The organism is Mycobacterium sp. NGS57, from assembly GCF_059812405.1.
Genome location: NZ_JCALCP010000011.1, coordinates 130,322 through 151,859 on the forward strand (window position 1 = coordinate 130,322; position 21,538 = coordinate 151,859).

24 protein-coding genes are annotated in these 21,538 nt (G+C 69.9%); 19 read left to right on the forward strand and 5 right to left on the reverse strand.

What is annotated here, in order from left to right:
* Positions 1-13: 13 nt before the first annotated feature.
* The 16 genes from folE to AC5Y43_RS21100 all read left to right on the forward strand — a co-directional run bounded on the left by folE (position 14) and on the right by AC5Y43_RS21100 (position 14,029).
* A complete protein-coding gene (gene folE / locus AC5Y43_RS21025; protein WP_499975609.1) occupies positions 14-646 on the forward strand; it encodes a GTP cyclohydrolase I FolE in 633 nt (210 codons plus the stop codon).
* Between the two features lie 5 nt (positions 647-651).
* The gene (gene folP / locus AC5Y43_RS21030) at positions 652-1,485 is read left to right on the forward strand and encodes a dihydropteroate synthase (RefSeq protein WP_499975686.1); all 834 of its coding nucleotides are present in this window, start codon (positions 652-654) and stop codon (positions 1,483-1,485) included.
* Positions 1,478-1,879: a dihydroneopterin aldolase gene (gene folB / locus AC5Y43_RS21035; RefSeq protein WP_499975611.1), complete on the forward strand. Its 402-nt coding sequence runs from the start codon at positions 1,478-1,480 to the stop codon at positions 1,877-1,879. Before folP ends, folB begins: the two co-directional genes overlap by 8 nt.
* On the forward strand, positions 1,876-2,394 hold the full coding sequence (folK, locus tag AC5Y43_RS21040; protein ID WP_499975612.1) for a 2-amino-4-hydroxy-6-hydroxymethyldihydropteridine diphosphokinase: 519 nt from the start codon (positions 1,876-1,878) through the stop codon (positions 2,392-2,394). The genes folB and folK overlap by 4 nt, the downstream gene beginning before the upstream one ends.
* The gene (locus AC5Y43_RS21045; protein ID WP_499975615.1) at positions 2,394-2,870 is read left to right on the forward strand and encodes a DUF3180 domain-containing protein; all 477 of its coding nucleotides are present in this window, start codon (positions 2,394-2,396) and stop codon (positions 2,868-2,870) included. Before folK ends, AC5Y43_RS21045 begins: the two co-directional genes overlap by 1 nt.
* Positions 2,871-2,956: 86 nt before the next feature.
* Positions 2,957-4,123, forward strand: a complete 1,167-nt coding sequence (locus AC5Y43_RS21050) for a DUF6779 domain-containing protein (protein ID WP_499975617.1) — start codon at positions 2,957-2,959, stop codon at positions 4,121-4,123.
* 132 nt (positions 4,124-4,255) lie between these two features.
* Complete coding sequence (locus AC5Y43_RS21055) at positions 4,256-5,167, forward strand: Rossmann-like and DUF2520 domain-containing protein (protein WP_499975619.1); 912 nt, start codon at positions 4,256-4,258, stop codon at positions 5,165-5,167.
* Complete coding sequence (panC, locus tag AC5Y43_RS21060; RefSeq protein WP_499975624.1) at positions 5,164-6,093, forward strand: pantoate--beta-alanine ligase; 930 nt, start codon at positions 5,164-5,166, stop codon at positions 6,091-6,093. The genes AC5Y43_RS21055 and panC overlap by 4 nt, the downstream gene beginning before the upstream one ends.
* On the forward strand, positions 6,093-6,524 hold the full coding sequence (panD, locus tag AC5Y43_RS21065) for an aspartate 1-decarboxylase (protein ID WP_499975627.1): 432 nt from the start codon (positions 6,093-6,095) through the stop codon (positions 6,522-6,524). The genes panC and panD overlap by 1 nt, the downstream gene beginning before the upstream one ends.
* Positions 6,525-6,526: 2 nt before the next feature.
* Positions 6,527-7,345 (forward strand): type III pantothenate kinase, encoded by an 819-nt coding sequence (locus tag AC5Y43_RS21070; RefSeq protein ID WP_499975629.1) that lies wholly within the window; start codon positions 6,527-6,529, stop codon positions 7,343-7,345.
* Positions 7,346-7,463: 118 nt separating this feature from the next.
* A complete protein-coding gene (gene lysS, locus AC5Y43_RS21075; protein ID WP_499975631.1) occupies positions 7,464-8,972 on the forward strand; it encodes a lysine--tRNA ligase in 1,509 nt (502 codons plus the stop codon).
* A 169-nt stretch (positions 8,973-9,141) separates the two neighbouring features.
* Positions 9,142-9,480 (forward strand): histone-like nucleoid-structuring protein Lsr2, encoded by a 339-nt coding sequence (gene lsr2, locus AC5Y43_RS21080; RefSeq protein WP_297725261.1) that lies wholly within the window; start codon positions 9,142-9,144, stop codon positions 9,478-9,480.
* 299 nt (positions 9,481-9,779) lie between these two features.
* Positions 9,780-12,314, forward strand: coding sequence for an ATP-dependent protease ATP-binding subunit ClpC (gene clpC1 / locus AC5Y43_RS21085; RefSeq protein ID WP_499975633.1), 2,535 nt, complete (start codon positions 9,780-9,782; stop codon positions 12,312-12,314).
* 176 nt (positions 12,315-12,490) lie between these two features.
* Complete coding sequence (locus AC5Y43_RS21090) at positions 12,491-12,700, forward strand: CbtB domain-containing protein (protein ID WP_499975635.1); 210 nt, start codon at positions 12,491-12,493, stop codon at positions 12,698-12,700.
* Between the two features lie 4 nt (positions 12,701-12,704).
* The gene (locus tag AC5Y43_RS21095; protein WP_499975637.1) at positions 12,705-13,472 is read left to right on the forward strand and encodes a CbtA family protein; all 768 of its coding nucleotides are present in this window, start codon (positions 12,705-12,707) and stop codon (positions 13,470-13,472) included.
* The gene (locus AC5Y43_RS21100) at positions 13,469-14,029 is read left to right on the forward strand and encodes a histidine phosphatase family protein (protein WP_499975639.1); all 561 of its coding nucleotides are present in this window, start codon (positions 13,469-13,471) and stop codon (positions 14,027-14,029) included. Before AC5Y43_RS21095 ends, AC5Y43_RS21100 begins: the two co-directional genes overlap by 4 nt.
* A 3-nt stretch (positions 14,030-14,032) precedes the next feature.
* Here AC5Y43_RS21100 and AC5Y43_RS21105 read toward each other — a convergent pair whose 3' ends face one another.
* Both AC5Y43_RS21105 and mhuD read right to left on the reverse strand, forming a co-directional pair.
* A complete protein-coding gene (locus AC5Y43_RS21105) occupies positions 14,033-15,409 on the reverse strand; it encodes a serine hydrolase (protein ID WP_499975641.1) in 1,377 nt (458 codons plus the stop codon).
* Entirely contained in the window at positions 15,384-15,701 is a 318-nt protein-coding gene (gene mhuD, locus AC5Y43_RS21110) for a mycobilin-forming heme oxygenase MhuD (RefSeq protein WP_499975643.1), read from the reverse strand. The genes AC5Y43_RS21105 and mhuD overlap by 26 nt, the downstream gene beginning before the upstream one ends.
* A gap of 14 nt (positions 15,702-15,715) precedes the next feature.
* On the opposite strand from mhuD, the gene AC5Y43_RS21115 reads away from it, so the two are divergent.
* Positions 15,716-16,492 carry an alpha/beta fold hydrolase gene (locus tag AC5Y43_RS21115; protein ID WP_499975646.1) on the forward strand — a complete coding sequence of 259 codons (777 nt, stop codon included), beginning with the start codon at positions 15,716-15,718 and terminating at the stop codon, positions 16,490-16,492.
* A gap of 45 nt (positions 16,493-16,537) precedes the next feature.
* Here the strand turns inward: AC5Y43_RS21115 and AC5Y43_RS21120 are convergent, their stop codons facing one another.
* The gene (locus AC5Y43_RS21120; protein ID WP_499975648.1) at positions 16,538-17,449 is read right to left on the reverse strand and encodes an iron-sulfur binding domain-containing protein; all 912 of its coding nucleotides are present in this window, start codon (positions 17,447-17,449) and stop codon (positions 16,538-16,540) included.
* Between AC5Y43_RS21120 and AC5Y43_RS21125 the strand changes: the two genes are divergently transcribed.
* Together AC5Y43_RS21125 and AC5Y43_RS21130 are read left to right on the forward strand one after the other, a co-directional pair.
* On the forward strand, positions 17,448-18,065 hold the full coding sequence (locus tag AC5Y43_RS21125; RefSeq protein ID WP_499975650.1) for a carbonic anhydrase: 618 nt from the start codon (positions 17,448-17,450) through the stop codon (positions 18,063-18,065). The two genes, AC5Y43_RS21120 and AC5Y43_RS21125, sit on opposite strands and share 2 nt — an antisense overlap.
* A gap of 114 nt (positions 18,066-18,179) precedes the next feature.
* Positions 18,180-18,995, forward strand: coding sequence for a hypothetical protein (locus AC5Y43_RS21130; RefSeq protein WP_499975652.1), 816 nt, complete (start codon positions 18,180-18,182; stop codon positions 18,993-18,995).
* A 6-nt stretch (positions 18,996-19,001) separates the two neighbouring features.
* On the opposite strand, the gene disA is transcribed toward AC5Y43_RS21130, so the two are convergent.
* Both disA and radA read right to left on the reverse strand, forming a co-directional pair.
* Positions 19,002-20,075 (reverse strand): DNA integrity scanning diadenylate cyclase DisA, encoded by a 1,074-nt coding sequence (disA, locus tag AC5Y43_RS21135; RefSeq protein WP_499975655.1) that lies wholly within the window; start codon positions 20,073-20,075, stop codon positions 19,002-19,004.
* A 6-nt stretch (positions 20,076-20,081) separates the two neighbouring features.
* Positions 20,082-21,515, reverse strand: a complete 1,434-nt coding sequence (radA, locus tag AC5Y43_RS21140; protein WP_499975689.1) for a DNA repair protein RadA — start codon at positions 21,513-21,515, stop codon at positions 20,082-20,084.
* Positions 21,516-21,538: the final 23 nt, after the last annotated feature.

Genomic DNA, 21,538 nt, shown 5'->3' on the forward strand with positions numbered 1-21,538 from the left:
AACGGAGGAGTCGATGGCGTTACCGGGTTTGGGACCGGATTTGGGACCGGACACCCACACCGCGCCTGCCCGCATCCGGAGATTCGATCAGCAGCGTGCGGAGGCCGCCGTCCGCGAGCTGCTGTGCGCCATCGGCGAAGACCCGGATCGAAATGGCTTGCAGGACACCCCGGCCCGCGTCGCGCGCGCCTATCGCGAGATGTTCGCCGGGCTTTACACCGATCCGGACACCGTCTTGAACACCATGTTCGACGAGGATCACGACGAGATGGTGATCGTCAAGGAGATCCCGCTGTACTCCACCTGCGAGCACCACCTGGTGTCGTTCCATGGGGTGGCCCACGTCGGCTACATCCCCGGCAGCGACGGCAGGGTCACCGGGCTGTCGAAGATCGCCCGGCTGGTGGACCTGTACGCCAAGCGGCCGCAGGTTCAGGAGCGGCTCACCAGCCAGATCGCCGACGCCCTGGTGAACAAGCTCGATCCGCGCGGGGTGATCGTCGTCGTCGAGGCCGAGCACCTGTGCATGGCGATGCGCGGCGTGCGCAAGCCGGGCGCCGTCACGACGACGTCGGCGGTGCGCGGCCTGTTCAAAACCAGTGCAGCGTCCCGGGCCGAAGCGCTCGACCTCATCCTGCGTAAGTGAGTCCGTTGAGGTCTCTGCCCGTGCAGGTTATGGGAGTCCTGAACGTCACTGACGACTCGTTCTCCGACGGCGGACGGTATCTCGACGCCGACGGCGCCGTCGCGCATGGCCTCGCGATGGCCGCCGAGGGCGCGGGCATCGTCGACGTCGGGGGCGAGTCGACCCGGCCCGGTGCCGCGCGCATCGACCCGCGGGTGGAGGCGTCGCGCGTCGTCCCGGTCGTCAAAGAGCTTGCCGACCAAGGCATTACCGTCAGCATCGACACCATGCATGCCGACGTAGCGCGGGCAGCCCTGCAGAGCGGCGCGCAGATCGTCAACGACGTGTCGGGCGGACGGGCCGATCCCGCGATGGCGCCGCTGCTGGCCGAGGCCGGCGTGCCGTGGGTGTTGATGCATTGGCGATCGGTGTCCTCCGAGCGCCCGCACCGGGCCCCGCACTACCGCGACGTGGTCGCCGAGGTGCGCGCCGAATTGCTCGCCAGCGTCGACGACGCGGTGGCCGCGGGCGTGGACCCCGGCAAGCTGGTGATCGACCCCGGACTCGGGTTCGCCAAGACCGGACAACACAATTGGGCGCTGCTGAACGCCCTGCCGCAGCTGATCGCCACCGGGATCCCGGTGTTGCTGGGCGCGTCGCGCAAGCGGTTCCTCGGCACGTTGCTGGCCGGGCCCGACGGGTCGCCGCGACCGCCCGGCGGGCGCGAGACGGCGACCGCGGTGATCTCGGCGCTGGCGGCCCTGTACGGAGCGTGGGGGGTGCGCGTGCACGACGTGCGCGCATCGGTGGATGCCCTCAAGGTTGTGGCGGCTTGGAAACAAGGTGGGACGTATGGCTGACCGAATCGAGTTGCGCGGCTTGACTGTTCGTGGCCGGCATGGGGTCTTGGACCACGAGCGCGCAGTGGGGCAGGATTTCGTCGTCGACATCACCGTGTGGATCGACCTGGCCGACGCGGCCGAAAGCGACGAACTGACCCACACCTACGACTACGCCGCGCTGGCCCAGCTGGCCGCCGACGTCATCGCGGGGCCCCCGCGCAACCTGATCGAAGCGGTCGGCGGCGACATCGCCGACCGGGTGATGGACGACCATCGCGTGCACGCCGTCGAGGTCGTGGTGCACAAGCCCCAGGCCCCCATCGCGCATCAGTTCGCCGACGTCGCCGTGGTGGTGCGGCGGTCGCGCCGCGGCGGGCGCGGTTCGGTGATCCCCGCGGGCGGGGCCCTGTGAGTCGCGTAGTTCTGTCCGTCGGCTCCAATCTCGGCGACCGGCTGGCGCGGCTGCAGTCGGTCGTCGACGGGCTTGGCCACGCGATCGTCGCCGTGTCCCCCGTCTACGAGACCGATCCCTGGGGCCGGTTGGAGCAGGCGCCGTTCCTCAACGCGGTGCTCATCGCCGACGACGCGGCGTGCGACGGGCAGGGCTGGCTACGCCGGGCGCAGGAGTTCGAACGGGCGGCGGGCCGGGTGCGCGGCGAGCGGTGGGGTCCGCGCACCCTCGACGTCGACCTGATCGCCTGTTACGACGGCGCGGAGCTGATCGCCCGCGAGGCCAATCTGACGCTGCCGCACCCGCTGGCCCATCTGCGGGCCTTCGTGATGGTGCCTTGGCTGGCCATCGAGCCGGACGCCCGGCTGACGGTCGCCGAAGGGCCGCGCCCGGTCGCGGAGCTGCTGGCCGAGCTGGAGCCCGCCGACCGGGCCGCCGTCCGGCTGTCCGACCTGACGCTCGAGCTCACAGCCTGATGGGACCGACCCGCAAGCGTGACCTGACGGCCGCGGTGGTCGGCGCTGCCGTCGTCGGCTACCTGTTGGTCGTCACGCTGTACCGGTGGTTTCCGCCCATCACCGTGTGGACCGGCCTGTCGCTGCTGGCCGTGGCGATCGCCGAGGCGCTGTGGGCGCGCTACGTGCGGACCAAGATCGGCGCGGGCGAGATCGGTGCCGGACCCGGCCGGCTGCATCCGCTGGCGGTGGCGCACAGCGTGGTGGTGGCCAAGGCGTCGGCCTGGGTGGGCGCACTGGTGCTGGGCTGGTGGATCGGTGTGCTGGTGTATTTCCTGCCGCGCCGGTCGTGGCTGCGGTCCGTCGCCGAGGACACCACCGGGACGGTGGTGGCCGCCGTCAGCGCTTTGGCGTTGGTCGTCGCCGCGCTGTGGCTCCAGCATTGCTGCAAGTCCCCGCAGGACCCGTCCGAGCGCGGTGAGGGCGCCGAGACTTAGTCCGATGGTGGCGGCGCCGACAACCGGGCGAGAATCGCCGGAGTCGCCCGACACGCTGACTGACCTCGCGCAGGTACAGTCAGGCCATGACCGTTCTGTCCCGCGGCGCCCGGGTCCGGCGCGGCGGCCGCAGGCCGGGCTGGGTGCTCTTGACCGCGTTGCTGGTCCTCGCGATGGGGGCCAGTTCCGCACTGGTTTTCACCAACCGGGTGGAACTTCTCAAGCTCGCGGTCATCCTGGCGCTGTGGGCCGCCGTCGCCGGCGCGTTCGTCTCGGTGCTCTACCGCCGCCAAAGCGATGCGGACCAGTCCCGGGTCCGCGACCTCAAGCTCGTCTACGACCTGCAGTTGGACCGGGAGATCTCGGCCCGGCGCGAGTACGAGCTGACCGTGGAGTCCCAGCTGCGCCGCGAGCTGGCCTCCGAGTTGCGTGCCCAGGCCGCCGACGACCTGGCGGCGCTGCGGGCGGAACTGAGCTCGTTGCGCACCAGCCTGGAGATCTTGTTCGACACCGACCTGCAGCACCGCCCGGCGCTCGGGACGAACGAGACCGAGGCGCCGCGCGCCCGGGCGTACGGCGACTGGGAGCGCAACGGCGAGGGCAACCGGGATTGGGTGTCCAGCGACCGGGTGACGGCGGCCACCCCGGACGACCCGGCCGGCCGCGCCGACGCGCGCCCCGACGAATCCGCGATCATCGACGTGCCCGAGGAACCACTGCTGCCACCCCGGCAGCCACCACCGCCCCCGCGCGAGCCCGTGCCTTCGCAACAGTCCCCGTGGCAACCGCCACCGCCGCCTCCGCCGCCCCCGCCGCCGCAGGACTGGCAGCCCGCCGCCGTGCAGGGGCAGTGGCTGCCACCCGGGTCGCCGGGCAGCAACTGGGCCGGTGCCGATCCGGACGGTCGGCGCGCCCGGCACTACGAGCCGCGGGACGGCTCACCCACAGAGCACGCAGCGCCCCCGCAGCCGCCGCCATACGGCGAAACCGGTCGCCGGGCGCGGTCGCGCCACTCGGCCGAGTACCGCGACGACGTCGCGCCCGCCAATGAGCCCCCGGCCCCGCCGCAGATGGCCCCGCCGCCACACGCCGAGCCCGCACCCCGGCACCGCGGCGCGGACCCGCTGGCCCAGGGGGCCGACCCGGACGCGCCTCCGAGCGGTGGCCAGTCGGTTGCCGACCTGCTGGCGCGCCTGCAGGTCGAGCCCTCCGGCGGCCGCCGGCGGCTGCGGCGCGAGAGCGGCGACGGCTGAGCTGGGAGCTTCCTCACACCCGCTTTGATTGGGCCGGGCGTGCGGAATCGACTAAACTCTTCAGAGTCTTAGCGACCGTCCGGTACCCAGTGGGACTGGAACGAACCAAGAAAAGCTGTGAGGTCCTCTGCGATGGGGCAGTTCGACGGACTGCGCCCGGCGCGGCTCAAGGTGGGAATCATCTCCGCCGGCCGGGTGGGCTCCGCGCTCGGTGTCGCGCTGGAACGCGCCGACCACGTCGTCGTCGCGTGCAGCGGTGTCTCGCGCGCGTCGCGTCAGCGGGCGGAGCGCCGGATGCCCGACACCCCCGTGCTGCCGGCGCCCGAGGTGGCCGCCGGCGCCGAACTGTTGCTGCTGGCCGTCCCCGACAGTGAGCTCGCCGCCCTGGTGTCGGGGCTCGCGGCGACCTCCGCGGTCAAGCCCGGCACGATTGTGGCGCACACCTCCGGCGCCAACGGGATCGGCATCCTCGCGCCCCTGACCCGCGACGGCTGCGTGCCGTTGGCGATCCACCCCGCGATGACGTTCACCGGCTCCGACGAGGACATCAGCCGCCTGCCCGACACCTGCTTCGGCCTCACCGCCGCCGACGACGTCGGCTACGCGATCGGGCAGTCCCTGGTCCTCGAGATGGGCGGGGAACCGTTCTGCGTCCGCGAAGACGCCCGCCCCCTTTACCACGCCGCCCTCGCGCACGCGGGCAACCACATCGTGACGGTGCTCGCCGACGCGCTCGACGCGTTGCGGGCCGCGCTGCGCGGCAGCGAACTGCTCGGGCAACAAACCGTCGACGACCAGCCGGGCGGGCTGGCCGAACGCATCGCCGGTCCGCTGGCCCGCGCGGCGCTGGAGAACACCCTGAGCCGTGGCCAGGCCGCGCTCACCGGGCCGGTCGCGCGCGGTGACGCGGCAGCGGTCGCGCAGCATCTTTCCGCGCTGGCCGAGGCCGGGCCGGAACTGGCCCAGGCCTACCGGGTGAACGCTTTGCGGACCGCGCAGCGCGCGCATGCCCCCGACGACGTCCTCGAGGTGCTGGCGCGATGAAGACCACGTTCAAACCGGGCGAGCTCAACGTCTACTCGGCGCCGCGCGATGTCACCGACACCAGCCGGGCGCTGCGCCACACCGGCCGCCGGGTGATGCTGGTACCCACCATGGGCGCCCTGCACGACGGGCACTTGGCGCTGGTGCGCGCCGCCAAGCGGGTCCCCGGCTCGGTCGTCGTGGTGTCGATCTTCGTCAACCCGCTGCAGTTCGGGGCGGGCGAGGACCTCGACGCCTACCCCCGCACGCTCGACGACGACCTGGCGCTGCTGCGCGGCGAGGGCGTCGAGATCGTCTTCGCGCCGACCGCGGCGGCGATGTATCCCGACGGCCTGCGCACCACCGTGCAGCCCGGCCCGCTGGCCGCCGAACTCGAGGGCGCGGCGCGGCCGACCCATTTCTCCGGTGTGCTGACCGTGGTGTGCAAACTGCTGCAGATCGTGCGCCCCGACCGAATCTTCTTCGGCGAGAAGGACTATCAGCAACTGGTCCTCATCCGCCAGATGGTCGCCGACCTCAACATCGACGCCGCCGTGGTGGGCGTCCCGACGGTGCGCGAACACGACGGGCTGGCGATGTCGTCGCGCAACCGCTACCTGGACCCGGCGCAACGCGAATTGGCCGGCACGCTTTCGGCCGCGCTGACCGCGGCGGCGCATGCGGCGACGGCCGGCGCGGACGCCGCGGTGAACGCGGCGCGCGCCGTGCTCGACGCGGAGCCCGCGGTTTCCGTCGACTACCTGGAGTTGCGCGACGCGGGGCTGGGCCCGCTGCAATACGGGCGGCCCGCGCGGCTGCTGGTCGCCGCACGGCTGGGCGCCACCAGGCTCCTGGACAACGTCGCGATCGAAATCGAAGCTAGCGGAGCAATTTTGCCGGCACCCTCGGGGCCGGACACCTGTGTCGAATCATCTTGGAGGAACTGATGTTACGGACGATGCTGAAGTCAAAGATCCACCGCGCCACCGTCACGCAGGCCGACCTGCACTACGTCGGCTCGGTGACCATCGACGCCGACCTGATGGACGCCGCGGACCTGCTCGAGGGCGAACAGGTGACCATCGTGGACATCGACAACGGCGCCCGGCTGGTCACCTACGCGATCACCGGTGAGCGCGGCAGCGGAGTGATCGGGATCAACGGCGCCGCAGCCCATCTCGTACACCCCGGGGACCTGGTCATCCTGATCGCGTACGGGGCGATGGAGGACGCGGCGGCGCGCGCGTATCAGCCGCGCATCGTGTTCGTCGACGCGGACAACAAGCCGATCGACCTCGGGCACGACCCGGCGTTCGTCCCCGATGCTGTCCCGGCCAACGTGGGGGAGCTGCTTGACCCCCGGATCGGCGCGCGGTAGCCGTGCTGCTGGCGATCGACGTCCGCACCACCCACACCGTCGTCGGCTTGTTGTCCGGCGCCAAGGAGCACGCAAAGGTCGTGCAGCAGTGGCGGATTCGCACCGAATCCGAGATCACCGCCGACGAACTGGCGCTGACCATCGACGGCCTGATCGGTGACGATTCCGAGCGACTCACCGGCGCCGCGGCGCTGTCGACAGTTCCGTCGGTGCTGCACGAGGTGCGCGTCATGCTCGACCAGTACTGGCCGTCGGTGCCGCATGTGCTCATCGAGCCGGGCGTGCGCACCGGCATCCCGCTGCTCGTCGACAACCCGAAACAGGTGGGCGCCGATCGGATCACCAACTGCCTGGCGGCTTTTCACAAGTACGGCAAGGCGGCCATCGTCGTCGACTTCGGATCGTCGATCTGCGTGGACCTGGTCTCGGCCAGGGGTGAGTTCCTCGGCGGCGCCATCGCGCCCGGCGTGCAGATCTCCTCGGACGCCGCCGCGGCCCGTTCCGCCGCGCTGCTCCACGTCGAGCTGGCCCGCCCGCGGTCGGTCGTCGGCAAGAACACGGTCGAATGCATGCAGGCCGGCGCCGTGTTCGGGTTCGCCGGACTGGTCGACGGCCTGATCGCGCGCATCCGCGAAGACGTGGACGGCTTCTCCGACGACGACGATGTCGTCGTCGTGACGACCGGGCACACCGCGCCGCTGCTGCTCCCCGAACTGCACAGCGCCAACCACTACGACCAGCACCTGACGCTGCACGGCCTGCGGCTGGTCTTCGAACGCAACCAGGAATCCCAGCGCGGCCGGCTGAAGACGGCGCGCTAGGGCCGACCGCCCGCACCGAGACTGCGCACAGCGCGGCTTGCGGGGCAACTTTCGCGCTCTGTGCGCAGGCTCGACGGCACCGTCGGCGGCCCCGGCCCGTCCTTTAAGCTGGCAGGTCGTGAGCGCAGCCGAGCCCGACCTTCCCGAGCAGTTCCGGATCCGCCGGGACAAGCGCGCTCGCCTGCTGGAGGAGGGGACGGACCCCTACCCGGTCGCCATCGAACGCACCCACACCCTGGCCGAGGTACGCGCCGCCCACCCCGACCTGCCCGTCGACACCGCTACCGACGACGTCGTCGGCGTCGCGGGCCGGGTCATCTTTGCGCGCAACTCCGGAAAACTGTGCTTCGCGACGCTGCAGGACGGCGACGGCACCGCCCTGCAGGTGATGATCAGCCTCGACAAGGTCGGCCAACAGGCGCTCGACGCGTGGAAGGCCGACGTCGACCTCGGCGACATCGTCTACGTGCACGGCAACGTGATCAGTTCCCGGCGCGGCGAGTTGTCCGTTCTGGCCGATTCCTGGCGGATGGCGGCCAAGTCGCTGCGACCGCTACCGGTCGCGCACAAGGACATGAGCGAGGAGGCGCGGGTCCGGCGCCGCTACGTCGATCTGATCGTCCGTCCCCAGGCCCGCACGGTCGCCCGTCAGCGCATCGCCGTGATCCGCGCGCTACGCCACGCGCTGGAGCGGCGCGGGTTTCTGGAAGTCGAAACCCCTATGTTGCAGACGCTGGCCGGGGGCGCCGCGGCCCGGCCGTTCATCACGCATTCCAATGCGCTGGACATGGATCTGTACCTGCGGATCGCGCCCGAACTGTTCCTCAAGCGCTGCATCGTCGGCGGATTCGACAGGGTCTTCGAGTTAAATCGTGTGTTCCGAAACGAAGGTGCGGATTCGACGCATTCTCCGGAATTCGCCATGCTGGAGACCTACCAGACCTACGGCACCTATGACGATTCGGCGATCGTCACGCGTGAGCTTATTCAAGAAGTGGCCGACGAGGCGATCGGCACCCGAGAACTCCCGTTGCCGGATGGCAGCGTGTACGACATAGACGGAGAATGGGCGTCGATACAAATGTATCCGTCGCTGTCGGCGGCGCTCGGTGAGGAGATCACGCCGGAGACGACGGTCGACCGGCTGCGGGCCATCGCCGATCGGCTCGGTCTGGAGATCCCCGACAGCCCGGACAGACCCAGCTACGGGCACGGCAAACTCGTCGAGGAACTATGGGAACATCAGGTGGGCAACGCGCTGACCGCACCCACCTTCGTCAAGGATTTCCCTGTGGAGACAACACCTTTGACGCGTCAGCACCGCAGCATTGCAGGGGTGACCGAGAAGTGGGACCTCTACGTTCGCGGAGTCGAACTGGCCACCGGCTATTCCGAATTGAACGATCCGGTCGTGCAGCGCGAGAGGTTCGCCGAGCAAGCGCGCGCCGCGGCGGCCGGCGACGACGAGGCCATGGCGCTCGACGAAGATTTTCTCGCCGCGCTCGAGTACGGTATGCCGCCGTGCACCGGAACCGGAATGGGTATCGACCGGTTGCTGATGTCTTTGACCGGACTGTCAATTAGAGAGACAGTTTTGTTCCCGATTGTTCGGCCGCACACGGTCTGAAAGCAGCTGAAAGCAGCTGAAAGCAGCTGAAAGCAGCTGAAAGCTCTGAAACTCAACTGAGTGCGTTGTGCTCGGATTGAAGATCCTGTCAGGTTATGGCAGATTGGTGGCCGGGGAGTCTATCCAAACTGCTCTGCAACTGCTCAGGACGAAACGCGAGGGTAAGCTAATGGCAAAAAAAGTGACCGTCACCTTGGTCGATGATTTCGACGGTGCGGGCGCAGCCGACGAAACAGTGGAATTCGGGCTTGACGGGGTGACCTACGAGATTGATCTTTCGTCCAAGAATGCCACGAAACTGCGCAACGATTTGAAGCAATGGGTGGCCGCGGGCCGGCGCGTCGGCGGTCGCCGGCGCGGGCGTTCCGGCTCGGGACGCGGCCGCGGCGCGATCGACCGCGAGCAAAGCGCCGCGATCCGGGAATGGGCCCGCCGCAACGGGCACAACGTGTCGACGCGGGGCCGGATCCCGGCGGACGTGATCGACGCGTTCCACGCGGCGACCTGACCTACTGATTGCCGGCGTCCGGGTCCGTGTGGCCTGGGCGCCGGCAATTTTCGTTTTCGCTCGCGGCGAACCGATCGCGGGTCGCAGCGGGAAACGCTTTGGTGGTTTTCCTCGTTATCTGTGTTGTCTGCGTTTACTGCGGCGCTGTATCCGTTGCGCTGTGCCGGGCGCCGCGATAGTTAGGAACCCCGGCAGGCCGACCATTACAGTGGATGGCAGGTACGCAAGGGCCGGCCCCTGTGTCGACCCAGTGTCTGGCAAGACGAAGTACCGATGTGAGGGAGAGCAGGTAACCACCGATGTTCGAACGATTTACCGACCGTGCCCGCAGGGTCGTCGTCCTGGCGCAAGAAGAGGCCCGGATGCTCAACCACAACTACATCGGCACCGAGCACATCCTGTTGGGCCTGATCCACGAGGGGGAGGGCGTCGCGGCGAAGTCGCTGGAGTCGCTGGGCATTTCGCTGGAGGGGGTGCGCAGCCAGGTCGAGGAGATTATCGGCCAGGGCCAGCAAGCGCCGTCGGGGCACATCCCGTTCACGCCGCGCGCCAAGAAGGTCCTCGAGCTGAGCCTGCGCGAAGCGCTGCAGCTCGGCCACAACTACATCGGCACCGAGCACATCCTGTTGGGCCTGATCCGTGAGGGTGAGGGCGTGGCCGCTCAGGTGCTGGTCAAGCTGGGCGCCGAGCTGACCCGGGTGCGCCAGCAGGTCATCCAGCTGCTGAGCGGCTACCAGGGCAAGGAGGCCGCGGAGGCCGGCACCGGCGGTCGCGGCGGCGAGTCCGGCTCGCCCTCGACGTCGCTGGTGCTCGACCAGTTCGGACGCAACCTGACCGCCGCCGCGATGGAGGGCAAGCTCGACCCGGTCATCGGCCGCGAGAAGGAAATCGAGCGGGTGATGCAGGTGCTCTCCCGTCGCACCAAGAACAACCCGGTGCTGATCGGGGAGCCCGGCGTCGGCAAGACCGCCGTCGTCGAGGGCCTGGCGCAGGCCATCGTGCACGGCCAGGTCCCCGAGACGCTGAAGGACAAGCAGCTCTACACGTTGGACCTGGGCTCGCTGGTCGCCGGCAGCCGCTACCGCGGTGACTTCGAGGAACGCCTGAAGAAGGTGCTCAAGGAGATCAACACCCGCGGCGACATCATCCTGTTCATCGACGAGCTGCACACGCTGGTCGGGGCGGGTGCCGCCGAGGGCGCGATCGACGCCGCCAGCATCCTCAAGCCGAAGCTGGCCCGCGGCGAGCTGCAGACCATCGGCGCCACCACGCTCGACGAGTACCGCAAGTACATCGAGAAGGACGCCGCCTTGGAGCGTCGCTTCCAGCCCGTGCAGGTGGGTGAGCCGACGGTGGCCCACACCATCGAGATCCTCAAGGGCCTGCGGGACCGCTACGAGGCCCACCACCGGGTGTCGATCAGCGACTCGGCGATCGTGGCCGCGGCCACCCTGGCCGACCGCTACATCAACGACCGGTTCCTGCCGGACAAGGCCATCGACCTGATCGACGAGGCCGGCGCCCGGATGCGCATCCGCCGAATGACCGCGCCGCCGGACCTGCGCGAGTTCGACGAAAAGATCGCCGAGGCGCGCCGGGAGAAGGAATCGGCGATCGACGCCCAGGACTTCGAGAAGGCCGCGAGCCTGCGGGACCGGGAGAAGCAACTGGTCGCGCAGCGGGCCGAGCGTGAAAAGCAGTGGCGCTCAGGCGACATGGACGTCGTCGCCGAGGTGGACGACAACGAGATCGCCGAGGTGCTGGGCAACTGGACCGGTATCCCGGTGTTCAAGCTCACCGAGGCCGAGACGACCCGGTTGCTGCGTATGGAGGACGAGCTGCACAAGCGGATCATCGGCCAGGTCGATGCCGTCAAGGCGGTCTCCAAGGCGATCCGCCGCACCCGCGCGGGGCTGAAAGACCCCAAGCGGCCCTCCGGCTCGTTCATCTTCGCCGGCCCGTCGGGTGTCGGGAAGACCGAGCTGTCCAAGGCGCTGGCCAACTTCCTGTTCGGCGACGACGACGCGCTCATCCAGATCGACATGGGCGAGTTCCACGACCGCTTCACCGCGTCGCGGCTCTTCGGTGCCCCGCCGGGGTACGTCGGCTACGAGGAGGGTGGCCAGCTCACCGAGAAGGTGCGGCGCAAGCCGTTCTCCGTCGTGCTTTTCGACGAGATCGAGAAGGCACACCAGGAGATCTACAACAGCCTGTTGCAGGTCCTCGAGGACGGCCGGCTCACCGATGGGCAGGGCCGCACGGTCGACTTCAAGAACACCGTGCTGATCTTCACGTCCAACCTCGGCACCTCCGACATCTCCAAGCCGGTCGGGCTGGGCTTCACCCAGGGCGGGGGCGACAACAACTACGAGCGGATGAAGCAGAAGGTCAACGACGAGCTGAAGAAGCACTTCCGCCCGGAGTTCCTCAACCGCATCGACGACATCATCGTCTTCCACCAGTTGACCCGCGACGAGATCATCCGGATGGTCGACCTGATGATCGAACGTGTCGGCAAGCAACTCAAGGCCAAGGACATGTCGATGGAGCTGACCGACAAGGCCAAGGCTCTGCTGGCCAAGCGCGGCTTCGACCCGGTGCTGGGTGCGCGCCCGCTGCGGCGCACCATCCAGCGCGAGATCGAGGACCAGCTGTCGGAGAAGATCCTTTTCGACGAGATCGGGCCCGGACAGGTCGTCACGGTCGACGTCGACAACTGGGACGGCGAGAGCGCCGGGGAGGACGCGGTGTTCACGTTCACCGGAACCCACAAGCCGCCGGCCGAGCCGGATCTGGCCAAGGCCGGGGCGCACAGCGCTCCCGAGACGCAATAGCGATCGGTGAAAACGGGCGGGACTACCGCCCGTTTTCGCCGCGCCCTACACTGGCTCCTGTCCTGACGGGTAACGGAATCTGGTGAAATTCCAGAACGGTCGCGCCACTGTCAACAGTCAGACCCGTACCCGTCATCACCAAGTGGGGACGCGTTTATCCCCGAAAGGAGTCGACGGTGTCCAATACCCAGCTCACCCGCACCCGGTCGGTCGACCTGTCCGCGGCGCGCGCCGCGCTCTGGCTGGCGACGACCGCCTTCCTGGCGCTGCTGGCGCTGTATTTCCTCGGCGTGGACCAGGGTGCGGTGTCGCTGTTCGGCAGCGATTCGCACGTGCACGAGTTCGTGCACGACGCACGGCACCTGCTCGGCTTCCCCTGCCACTGATCGCGTGGAGACGCGGCTGATCGCACGTGGCCTGCTGGCCGGCGCTATCGGCGCCGTGCTGGCGTTCGTGTTCGCCCGCCTGTGCGCCGAGCCGGTGATCGGGCGCGCCATCGCCTTCGAGGATGGTCGCGCCGATGCCCTGGACGCCCACGGCGTGCACGAGCACGGTGCCGAACTGTTCACCCGCGGCGTGCAGGCCAACGCCGGGCTGGGCTTCGGGGTGCTCGTCTTCGGTGTCGCGATGGGTGCGCTGTTCAGCGTGTTGTTCTGCGTGGTTGCCACGCGCGCGACAGGCGTTGCGCCGCGGCCACTTTCGCTGCTGCTGGCAGCGGGCGCGTTCGGCGCGGTGTATTTCGTCCCCTCCGTGAAGTATCCGCCGAATCCGCCGGCGGTGGGGCAGGCGGACACGATCGGGGCGCGCACCGGCTGGTATCTGGTGATGGTGCTGGCCTCAGTCGCGCTGGCCATCGGCTCGGTGTGGCTGGCGCGGCGGCTGACGGCCCGGTTCGGCGCCTGGAACGGGCGGCTGCTCGCGGCGGGGGCCTACCTGGGGGCGGTCGTCGTGGTCGCGGTGCTGCTGCCTACGGTGGACGAGACACCGCAACCGTTGCGCGACGCGTCGGGCGCGATCGTCTATCCCGGCTTTCCCGCCGACGTACTCTACGAGTTCCGGCTGGTGGCCCTGGCCACTCAGCTGGTGTTGTGGTTGACGATCGGCGTGGTGTTCGCGGTGCTTGTCCGACGTCCGCTGGAGGAACGAATCCCCGCGTGACCGGGGTCGTCCGGCTGACGCTGGTGTCGCACGCGATGACCGACGCCATGGCGGCCGGGCGCTTTCCCGCCGACGAGCCGCTCAACGCCACCGGCCGGCGCCAGGCCGAAAAGGTTGGGCGGCTTGAGATCGGCAGCGGCGTACGTCAGTTCGCCGGGCCCGAACGGCGGGTCCGTGAGACCGCGCAACTGCTGGGCCTGCGCGCCGCCACCGAGCCCCGGTTGGCCGACTTGCATTGCGGAAAGTGGTGCGGGCATTCGCTGCGGTCCGTCACCCCCGCCGATCTCGAGACGTGGCTGACCGATCCCGCCCGGGCGCCGCACCATGGTGAGTCGATCGTCGACCTGGTTCACCGGGTGACCGGGTGGCTGGAGCGCCTGACCGACGCGGAACCCCATGCGGCGCCCGCGGTCGCGGTGACACATCCGGCGGTGATCCGGGCCGCCATCCTGTGCGGCCTCGACGCACCCCCGGAATCGTTCTGGCGCATAGACGTCGCGCCGGTGAGCCGCACCATCCTGCATTACCGTAACGGCCGCTGGACGCTGCGGCTCTGACGGCTATCGGGGCGCGATCAGCGCGAAGACCTGCTTGGCGACTTGCAACATCCAGCCCGTCACGGAGGGGCCGTGGTCGCGCGGCCAATTCAGCTGGAAGCTGACCACCCACGGCTGCCGGGTCTTGTCGACCGCGTACCAACTGAACGTCAGATCGCCGGGCAGGCCACCGGCTTTCGCGCCGATGTACGGCCAAACGCCGCGGTCCAGTTGGATGCCGGCCACCGCGGAAAGGATCTGTTTGACGGGCGCGGCGGGGCCGACGGCGTCGGCCTGCAGCGCCGCGTGGACCCGGCAGATGTCCTCGGCGTTGCCGTACCACTCGGCGCCGTAGGTCGAGGCGGGGGTGTGCGCTCGGGTCGGATCGGGTTGGTAGGGCGTCGAATTCGCCTGCGCCAGCAGCCGGGCGCGGACCTCCGGCGATCCGTGCTTCCACTGGTCGCGCAGATCCGGTTGGCCCCAGCCGACGGAGAACAGCTCATACATCGTGGGGAACGGCGTCATGCTGGCCGGATCGTGATGGCCGGCCGTGGCGAGCGCTTCCTCGATGGCGTGCGTGCCCAGCCTGTCGATCAGCAGGTCGGTGGCCATGTTGTCGCTGGTCGCGATCATCTTCTCGGCGGCCGTGCGAACCGAAACATGGTCTCCCACAGGCAATTCCAGGCCAGAGGAACCCACCGCGCGCCCCTTATCGGTGACGGTGAGCTGATCGTCCCAGGACACCGTGCCGGCGCTGATGGCGCCGGCCAGCGCGTGCAGCACGTACAGCTTGAAAATCGATGCCAGTGGCAGTGATTGGTCGGCGTTGGACCCCGCCACCGGCTCACAGTGACCGCCGTTGACCTTGGAAACCTGGTAGGAGTAGCGGGCGCCCGTCTTGCCCAGCACGGCGTCGACGTCGTGCCAGGAGCTGACCTTCGGCGCGAGCGTGTCGACATCGAAGCGGTCCACCCGGGCGTCGTCGTCCGTGTGGATCCGGATGTCTTGGCGCGCGCCGTACGACGTGAGCAGGTGCAGCGTGGCAGCCGCGGCGCTGATATCAACACCGCCCTCCAGGGTGAACGGGCGATCCCACCAGAGTCCCTCCATGGTGGCTTCGACGGACTTCACCTTCTCGGGCGCGGCGAGGGTGCCCACCCCGACGGGGCCGATGGGCCAGTCCGAGTTGAGCATGTCCAGGGTCTGCTGGGCCCGGATGCCGGGCGGCGTGCGGGTGTCGATCTGCCGGCCCGCGTTCGCCGCGTTCGCGTGCGGGGCGGGCGAAGGTGCGCAACCCGGCGCCAGGGTCACCACCAAAGCCGCGGCCAATCCCACGCTACCCAGCGCCGCCCTGCGGCGCGGAGCCGACCGCGCGCTAGCCAGCCTGGTCGCTTGCGGCAACGTCGAGCACGACCTCGAACTCCAGCAGCGATGCGCCGGTCGCCACGGGGTTCGCTCGGTGTCCGGCGTGGGCCTCGATGGCGGGGCCCTGTGCCCACGCCTGGAACGCTTCGTCGGACTCCCAGTGCGTCACCACGAAGTAGCGGTCCTCGCCCTTGATGGGGCGAAGGAGCTGGAAGCCGAGGAAACCGGGCTGGTTCTCCACCGCGTGCGCGCGATGGGCGAACCGCTTCTCGAGCTCGGGTCCGGCGTCGGCGGGCACCTCGATTGCGTTGATCTTCACCACGGGCATGTGGCTAGGCTACCGTGCCCCGCATGCCCAGCGATCTGCTGACCTGCCGCGGTGGGCACGGCGCACCCTTGGTGCTGGTGCACGGCCTGATGGGGCGTGGCTCCACCTGGTCGCGTCAGCTGCCCTGGCTGACCGCGCTGGGCACCGTGTACACCTACGACGCCCCGTGGCACCGGGGGCGCGACGTCGACGATCCCCACCCGATCAGCACCGAACGGTTCGTGGCCGACTTGGTCGACGCGGTGGGCGCCCTGGGGGAGCCGGCCCGGATGGTCGGGCACTCGATGGGCGCGCTGCACTCGTGGTGCCTCGCCGCGCGGCGCCCGGAGCTGGTCTCTGCGCTGGTGCTCGAGGACATGGCGCCGGACTTCCGCGGCCGCACCACGGGCCCCTGGGAGCCGTGGCTGCACGCGCTACCGGCCGAATTCGATTCCGCTGAGCAGGTATTCGGCGAATTCGGCCCGGTGGCCGGGCAATATTTCCTGGACGCCTTCGACCGGACCGAACGCGGCTGGCGGCTGCACGGGCACACCTCACGCTGGATCGAGATTGCCGCCGAGTGGGGCACCCGCGACTACTGGGCGCAGTGGGCGGCGGTGCGGGCACCGGCGCTGCTCATCGAGGCCGGCAACTCCGTCACCCCGCCGGGCCAGATGCGCAGAATGAGCCAACGCGATTCTCCGACAACCTATTTGCACGTGCCGAGTGCAGGTCACCTGGTGCACGAAGAGGCGCCGCAGGCCTACCGCGAAGCCGTCGAGTCCTTCCTCGGGGCCGCCGCCCGCCGGTGAGCCCGAGCGCGGTGCGCAGCGCCACCGCCAGCAGCGTGTTCGCTGCTAGTGCTCGCCGGCCAGCGCGAACCTGCCGTCGACGGTACGGGTCACCAGGCCGTCGGCGAGCAGCGATGCCAGCGCGCGGTCGCGCTGGGCCGTGTCGGTCAGCCACGCCACATCCAGCTCGGCCCGGGTGACCGCGGAATCGTTGGCGCGCAACACATCCAGCAGGCGTCCGCGGACCTGACGGTCGGTTCCGGCGTAGGTTTGCGTGCGGCGGGCGGGCTCGGGTGCGGCCGGATAACCGGCGCTCCGCCAGGCGCATTCGGTCAGCGGGCACAACCCGCACCGCGGGGCGCGCGCGGTGCACACGATCGCGCCCAGCTCCATCAACGCCACCGAAAACGTCGGCGCCCGTTCGTCTTCCGGCAGCCACGCCGCCACGTCGGCGTGGTCGCGCACGGCGGACGGCGTCGCGGCGTCGGCCCGGCCGTGCACCACGCGGGCCACCACCCGGCGCACGTTGGTGTCCACCACGGGCACCCGACGGCGGTAGGCGAAGCAGGCCACCGCCCGCGCGGTGTAGCCGCCGATGCCGGGCAACCTCAGCAGGGTCTCGACGTCGTCGGGCACCACGTCGCCGTGGTCGCGGGCGATCACCGTGGCGCACTCGTGCAGCCGCTTGGCCCGCCTGGGGTATCCCAGCTTGCCCCAGGCGCGCAGCAGGTCGGCCGCGCTGGCGGCCGCGGTGGCCGAGGGGGTGGGCCAGCGCCGTACCCACTGGGTCCAGACGGGAAGCACCCGGGCCACCGGCGTCTGCTGCAACATGAACTCGCTGACCAGGATCTGCCATGCGCTGACGCCGGGCTCGCGCCAGGGCAGATCGCGGCGCGATCGGTCATACCAGCGCAGAAGATTGGTGACTGATATGTGTTGCGGGCCTGTCGCCGGTGGTTCCGGCATGATGTGTGCCATGCCCACTACCAACCCGGCAACAGCATGGAAAGCACTCAAAGAGGGTAACGACCGATTCGTCGCGGGCAAGCCCGTGCACCCCAGCCAGAGCGTCGAGCACCGCGCCAGCCTGGCCACCGGCCAGCAGCCGATCGCGGTGATATTCGGCTGCTCGGACAGCCGGGTGGCCGCCGAGCTGATTTTCGATCTGGGGCTGGGCGACACGTTCGTCGTTCGCACCGCGGGGCAGGCCATCGATTCCGCGGTGCTGGGCTCGATCGAGTATGCGGTGGTAGTGCTCAACGTGCCGCTGATCGTGATCCTCGGGCACGACAGCTGCGGGGCGGTCAAGGCCGCATTGGGCGCGCTCGACGAGGGGGAGATCCCGGGCGGGTTCGTGCGCGACGTGGTGGAGCGCGTCGCGCCGTCGATCCTGATGGGCCGTCGCGACGGCCTGAGCCGGGTCGACGAGTTCGAGGCGCGGCACGTGCGCGAGACGGCCGCCCAGCTCATGGCGCGTTCGTCGGCCATCTCCGAGCGGGTCGCCGCGGGCACCCTGGGTATCGCCGGCGTCACGTATCACCTCGCCGACGGGAAGGCGGCGCTGGTCGACAGCGTCGGTGATATCGGCGAATAGCGGGTGTCTTCGGGCCGCCACTAACACGACTCGCGGCCTTTTGCGGCCAGCTAACCTCGCGACACGCCGAGGCGGGTCGGACAAATCCGTGTGACCTGGGCTTACGGTGAGATCGTGCTGGATCTGGAACCGCGTGGCCCGCTACCTACCGAGATCTATTGGCGGCGCAGGGGCCTGGCCCTGGGCGTCGCGGCCGTCGTGATCGGCGTGGTGGTCGCCGCGATCATCGCCTTCATGGGCCACAGCGCGGGCGCCAAACCCGCCACCGCGGACAAGCCCAACTCCGCTCAGAGCAAGCCGGCCGCGCCCCCACCCCAGGCGCCACCCGCCGCGGGACAGGAGGGCGTCACCCCGGTGATGCCGCCGCAGGGCCAAAACCCCGAATCGCCCACTCCTACCGCCGCTGTGCAGCCCCCGCCGGTGCTGAAGGAGGGCGACGACTGCCCCGATTCGACGCTGGCGGTCAAGGGCCTGACCAACGCGCCCCAGTACTTCATCGGCGACCAGCCGAAGTTCACCATGGTCGTCACCAACATCGGCCTGGTGTCCTGCAAGCGCGACGTCGGGGCCGCGGTCCTCGCCGCCTACGTGTACTCGCTGGACAACAAGCGGCTGTGGTCCAACCTGGACTGCGCGCCGTCCAACGAGACCCTGGTCAAGACGTTCACGCCGGGCGAGCAGGTGACGACGGCGGTGACCTGGACGGGCATGGGCTCGGCGCCGCACTGCCCGCTGCCGCGGCCGGCGATCGGGCCGGGCACCTACAACCTGGTCGTGCAGCTGGGGAACCTGCGCTCGATGCCGGTTCCGTTCATCCTGAACCAGCCGCCCCCGCCGCCCGGACCGGTACCGGGCCAGCCGGGGCAGCCGGCGCTCGCGCCGCCGCCAGAGGCCCCCGGGGCCGCCCCGGGGCCGTCTCCGGCGGGGTGACCCGGCTCAGCTGAGCGGGTCGGCGATCGTCGATTCCGCCAGTTGCGAGAGTCCCTCGCGCACGTGACGGGCCCACATCCCGCCGATGCCGTCCACCGACTCCAGGTCGTTGGCGCTGGCCGCCAGCAGGCCCTGCAGCGTCCCGAACGTCCGGACCAGCAGATCAACGTGGGCGAACTGCAGCCGCGGGATGCCGGCCATCGCGCGGTAGCCGCGCGGGCTCAGCGCCGAATCCTGCGCATCGGCGGTCGACGGGTACCCGAAAACCTTTGCCAGCGAGGTGAAGTCGAGCAGCTCGGTGTCCGACAGGGCGTCCAGTTCGTCGAGGGTGGCGCGCATCTGTTCCGCCGAGAGGGGCTCGGGGCTGGCGTGGTAGTCGCGCACGATCAGTTCCCTGGCGATGTCGTTGCCGCCCAGCAGCTCCTCGAGCTGCAGCCGCAGCTGGCGCCCGTCGGTGCCGAGCTCGACGCAGTCGTGGTCGATCGCCAGCCCGATGCGGCGGACCAGCTCGAGCCGCTGCACCACGGTCATCACGTCGCGCAGCGTGACGAAGTCCTCGATCTCCGCGCGCGACAGCTGCCGGCTGACCTCGTCGAGCCGCATCTTGTAGCGCTCCAGGGTGGCGATGGCCTGGTTCGCCCGGGACAGGATGGTCGCCGAATCGGCCACCACGTGGCGTTCGCCGCCGACGTAGACGGTGACGATGTTCATCGAGTGGCTCACCGAGATCACCGGGTAGCCGGTCTGGACGGCCGCCCGCTCCGCCGAGCGGTGACGGGTGCCCGATTCGTCGGTCGGTATCGACGGGTCCGGCACCAGCTGCACGTTGGCCCTCACGATGCGGCTGCCGTCGGTGGACAGCACGACGGCGCCGTCCATCTTCGCCAGCTCACGTAGCCGCGTCGGCGCGTAGCGGACGTCGAGGGCGAAGCCGCCGTCGCAGATGGCCTCGACGTTCTCGTCGTTGCCGAGCACGATCAACGCGCCGGTGCGGCCGCGCAGGATCCGCTCCAGCCCGTCGCGCAGCCCGGTGCCCGGCGCCAGGCGGGCGACGGTCTCACGCAGTGTCGGACGGCTCACAGCGTGTCATTCTGCGGTCCCATCGCCTCGTGCGTCCAGCCGTCGCGGCGCGGCGCTAGCGCTCGCGCGGTGATCGGCGATGTCGATCATGTGCTCCAGCGCCGCGACGATGGTGGGTGCGGCCAGCGCCCGCATGCCCGCCGGCACCCCGTCGCAGCCGGGCGGAATGAGCGCGAGGTTGAAGCCCTGCCGCGCGGCCTCGGCCAGCCGCCGCTCCATGCCGGCGACCCGGCGCAGGTCGCCGGCCAGCCCGACCTCGCCGATCATCACCGCCGTGGTGGGCAGCGGCAGGTTTGCGTACGCCGAGGCCAGCGCGATCGCGACGGCGAGGTCCGCGGACGGGTCGGTCAGCCGCATCCCGCCCACCGTCGACAGGTAGATGTCGTTGATCGCGATGTTCAGCCGGGCGTGCTTGTCCAGCACCGCGGTGATCATCGCGGCCCGGGAATGGTCGATGCCGCTGACCGCGCGCCGCGGTGAGCCGCCGGGCGGCGTGGCCAACAGCGCCTGCACCTCGCCGATCAGCGGCCGCTTTCCGTCCAGCGTCACCGTGATCGCGGTGCCGGCGACCGGCGCCGGCCGCTGGTCCAGGAACAGGTGCGAAGGGTCGGCGACGTCCTCGATGCCGTTGTCGTGCAGCATGAAACAGCCGACCTCGTCGGCCGCGCCGAAGCGGTTCTTGACGCCGCGGACCATCCGCACCGAGCCGTTGCGGTCGCCTTCGAAGTGCAGCACCACGTCGACGAGATGCTCGAGCGAACGCGGCCCGGCGATGGCCCCGTCCTTGGTGACGTGGCCGACCAGGACCAGCGCGACGCCGTCGGCCTTGGCGGCGGCGGTGAGCGCCGCGGTGACCGCACGCACCTGGGTGACGCCGCCGGCGACGCCGTCCGCCTCGGTGGTGGACATGGTTTGCACCGAGTCGACGATGACCAGGGCGGGCTTGACCGTCGCGATGTGGTCCAGGACGGTGTGCAGGTCGGACTCCGCGGCCAGGTAGACCTCGTCACCGCCGCAGCCGATCCGGTCGGCGCGCAGCCGGATCTGGCCGGCGGACTCCTCACCGGAGATGTACAGCGCCCGCCGGCCCGCCTGCGCCCAGCGATGGGCGGCCTTGAGCAGCAGCGTCGACTTGCCCACGCCCGGATCGCCCGCCAGCAGCGTGACCGAGCCGGGCACCACGCCGCCCCCCAGCACCCGGTCCAACTCGGGAATGCCGGTGGGGCAGTGCCGGGTGCGGTGCGCCTCTACGGAGCTGATCGGGACGGCCCGCGAAGCGCCGGCCGAAACCGCGACTCCCCGGCGGCCGGCGCCGACCGCGGCGAGCACCGGCGCCTCGTCGACGGTGCCCCAGGTGCCGCATTCCAGGCAGCGGCCCACCCACTTGGCGGTGACGTGTTGGCATTCCGAACATCGGTATTGCGAACGCGCATGTGCCACGTCATGACGGTATCGGGCGGGTG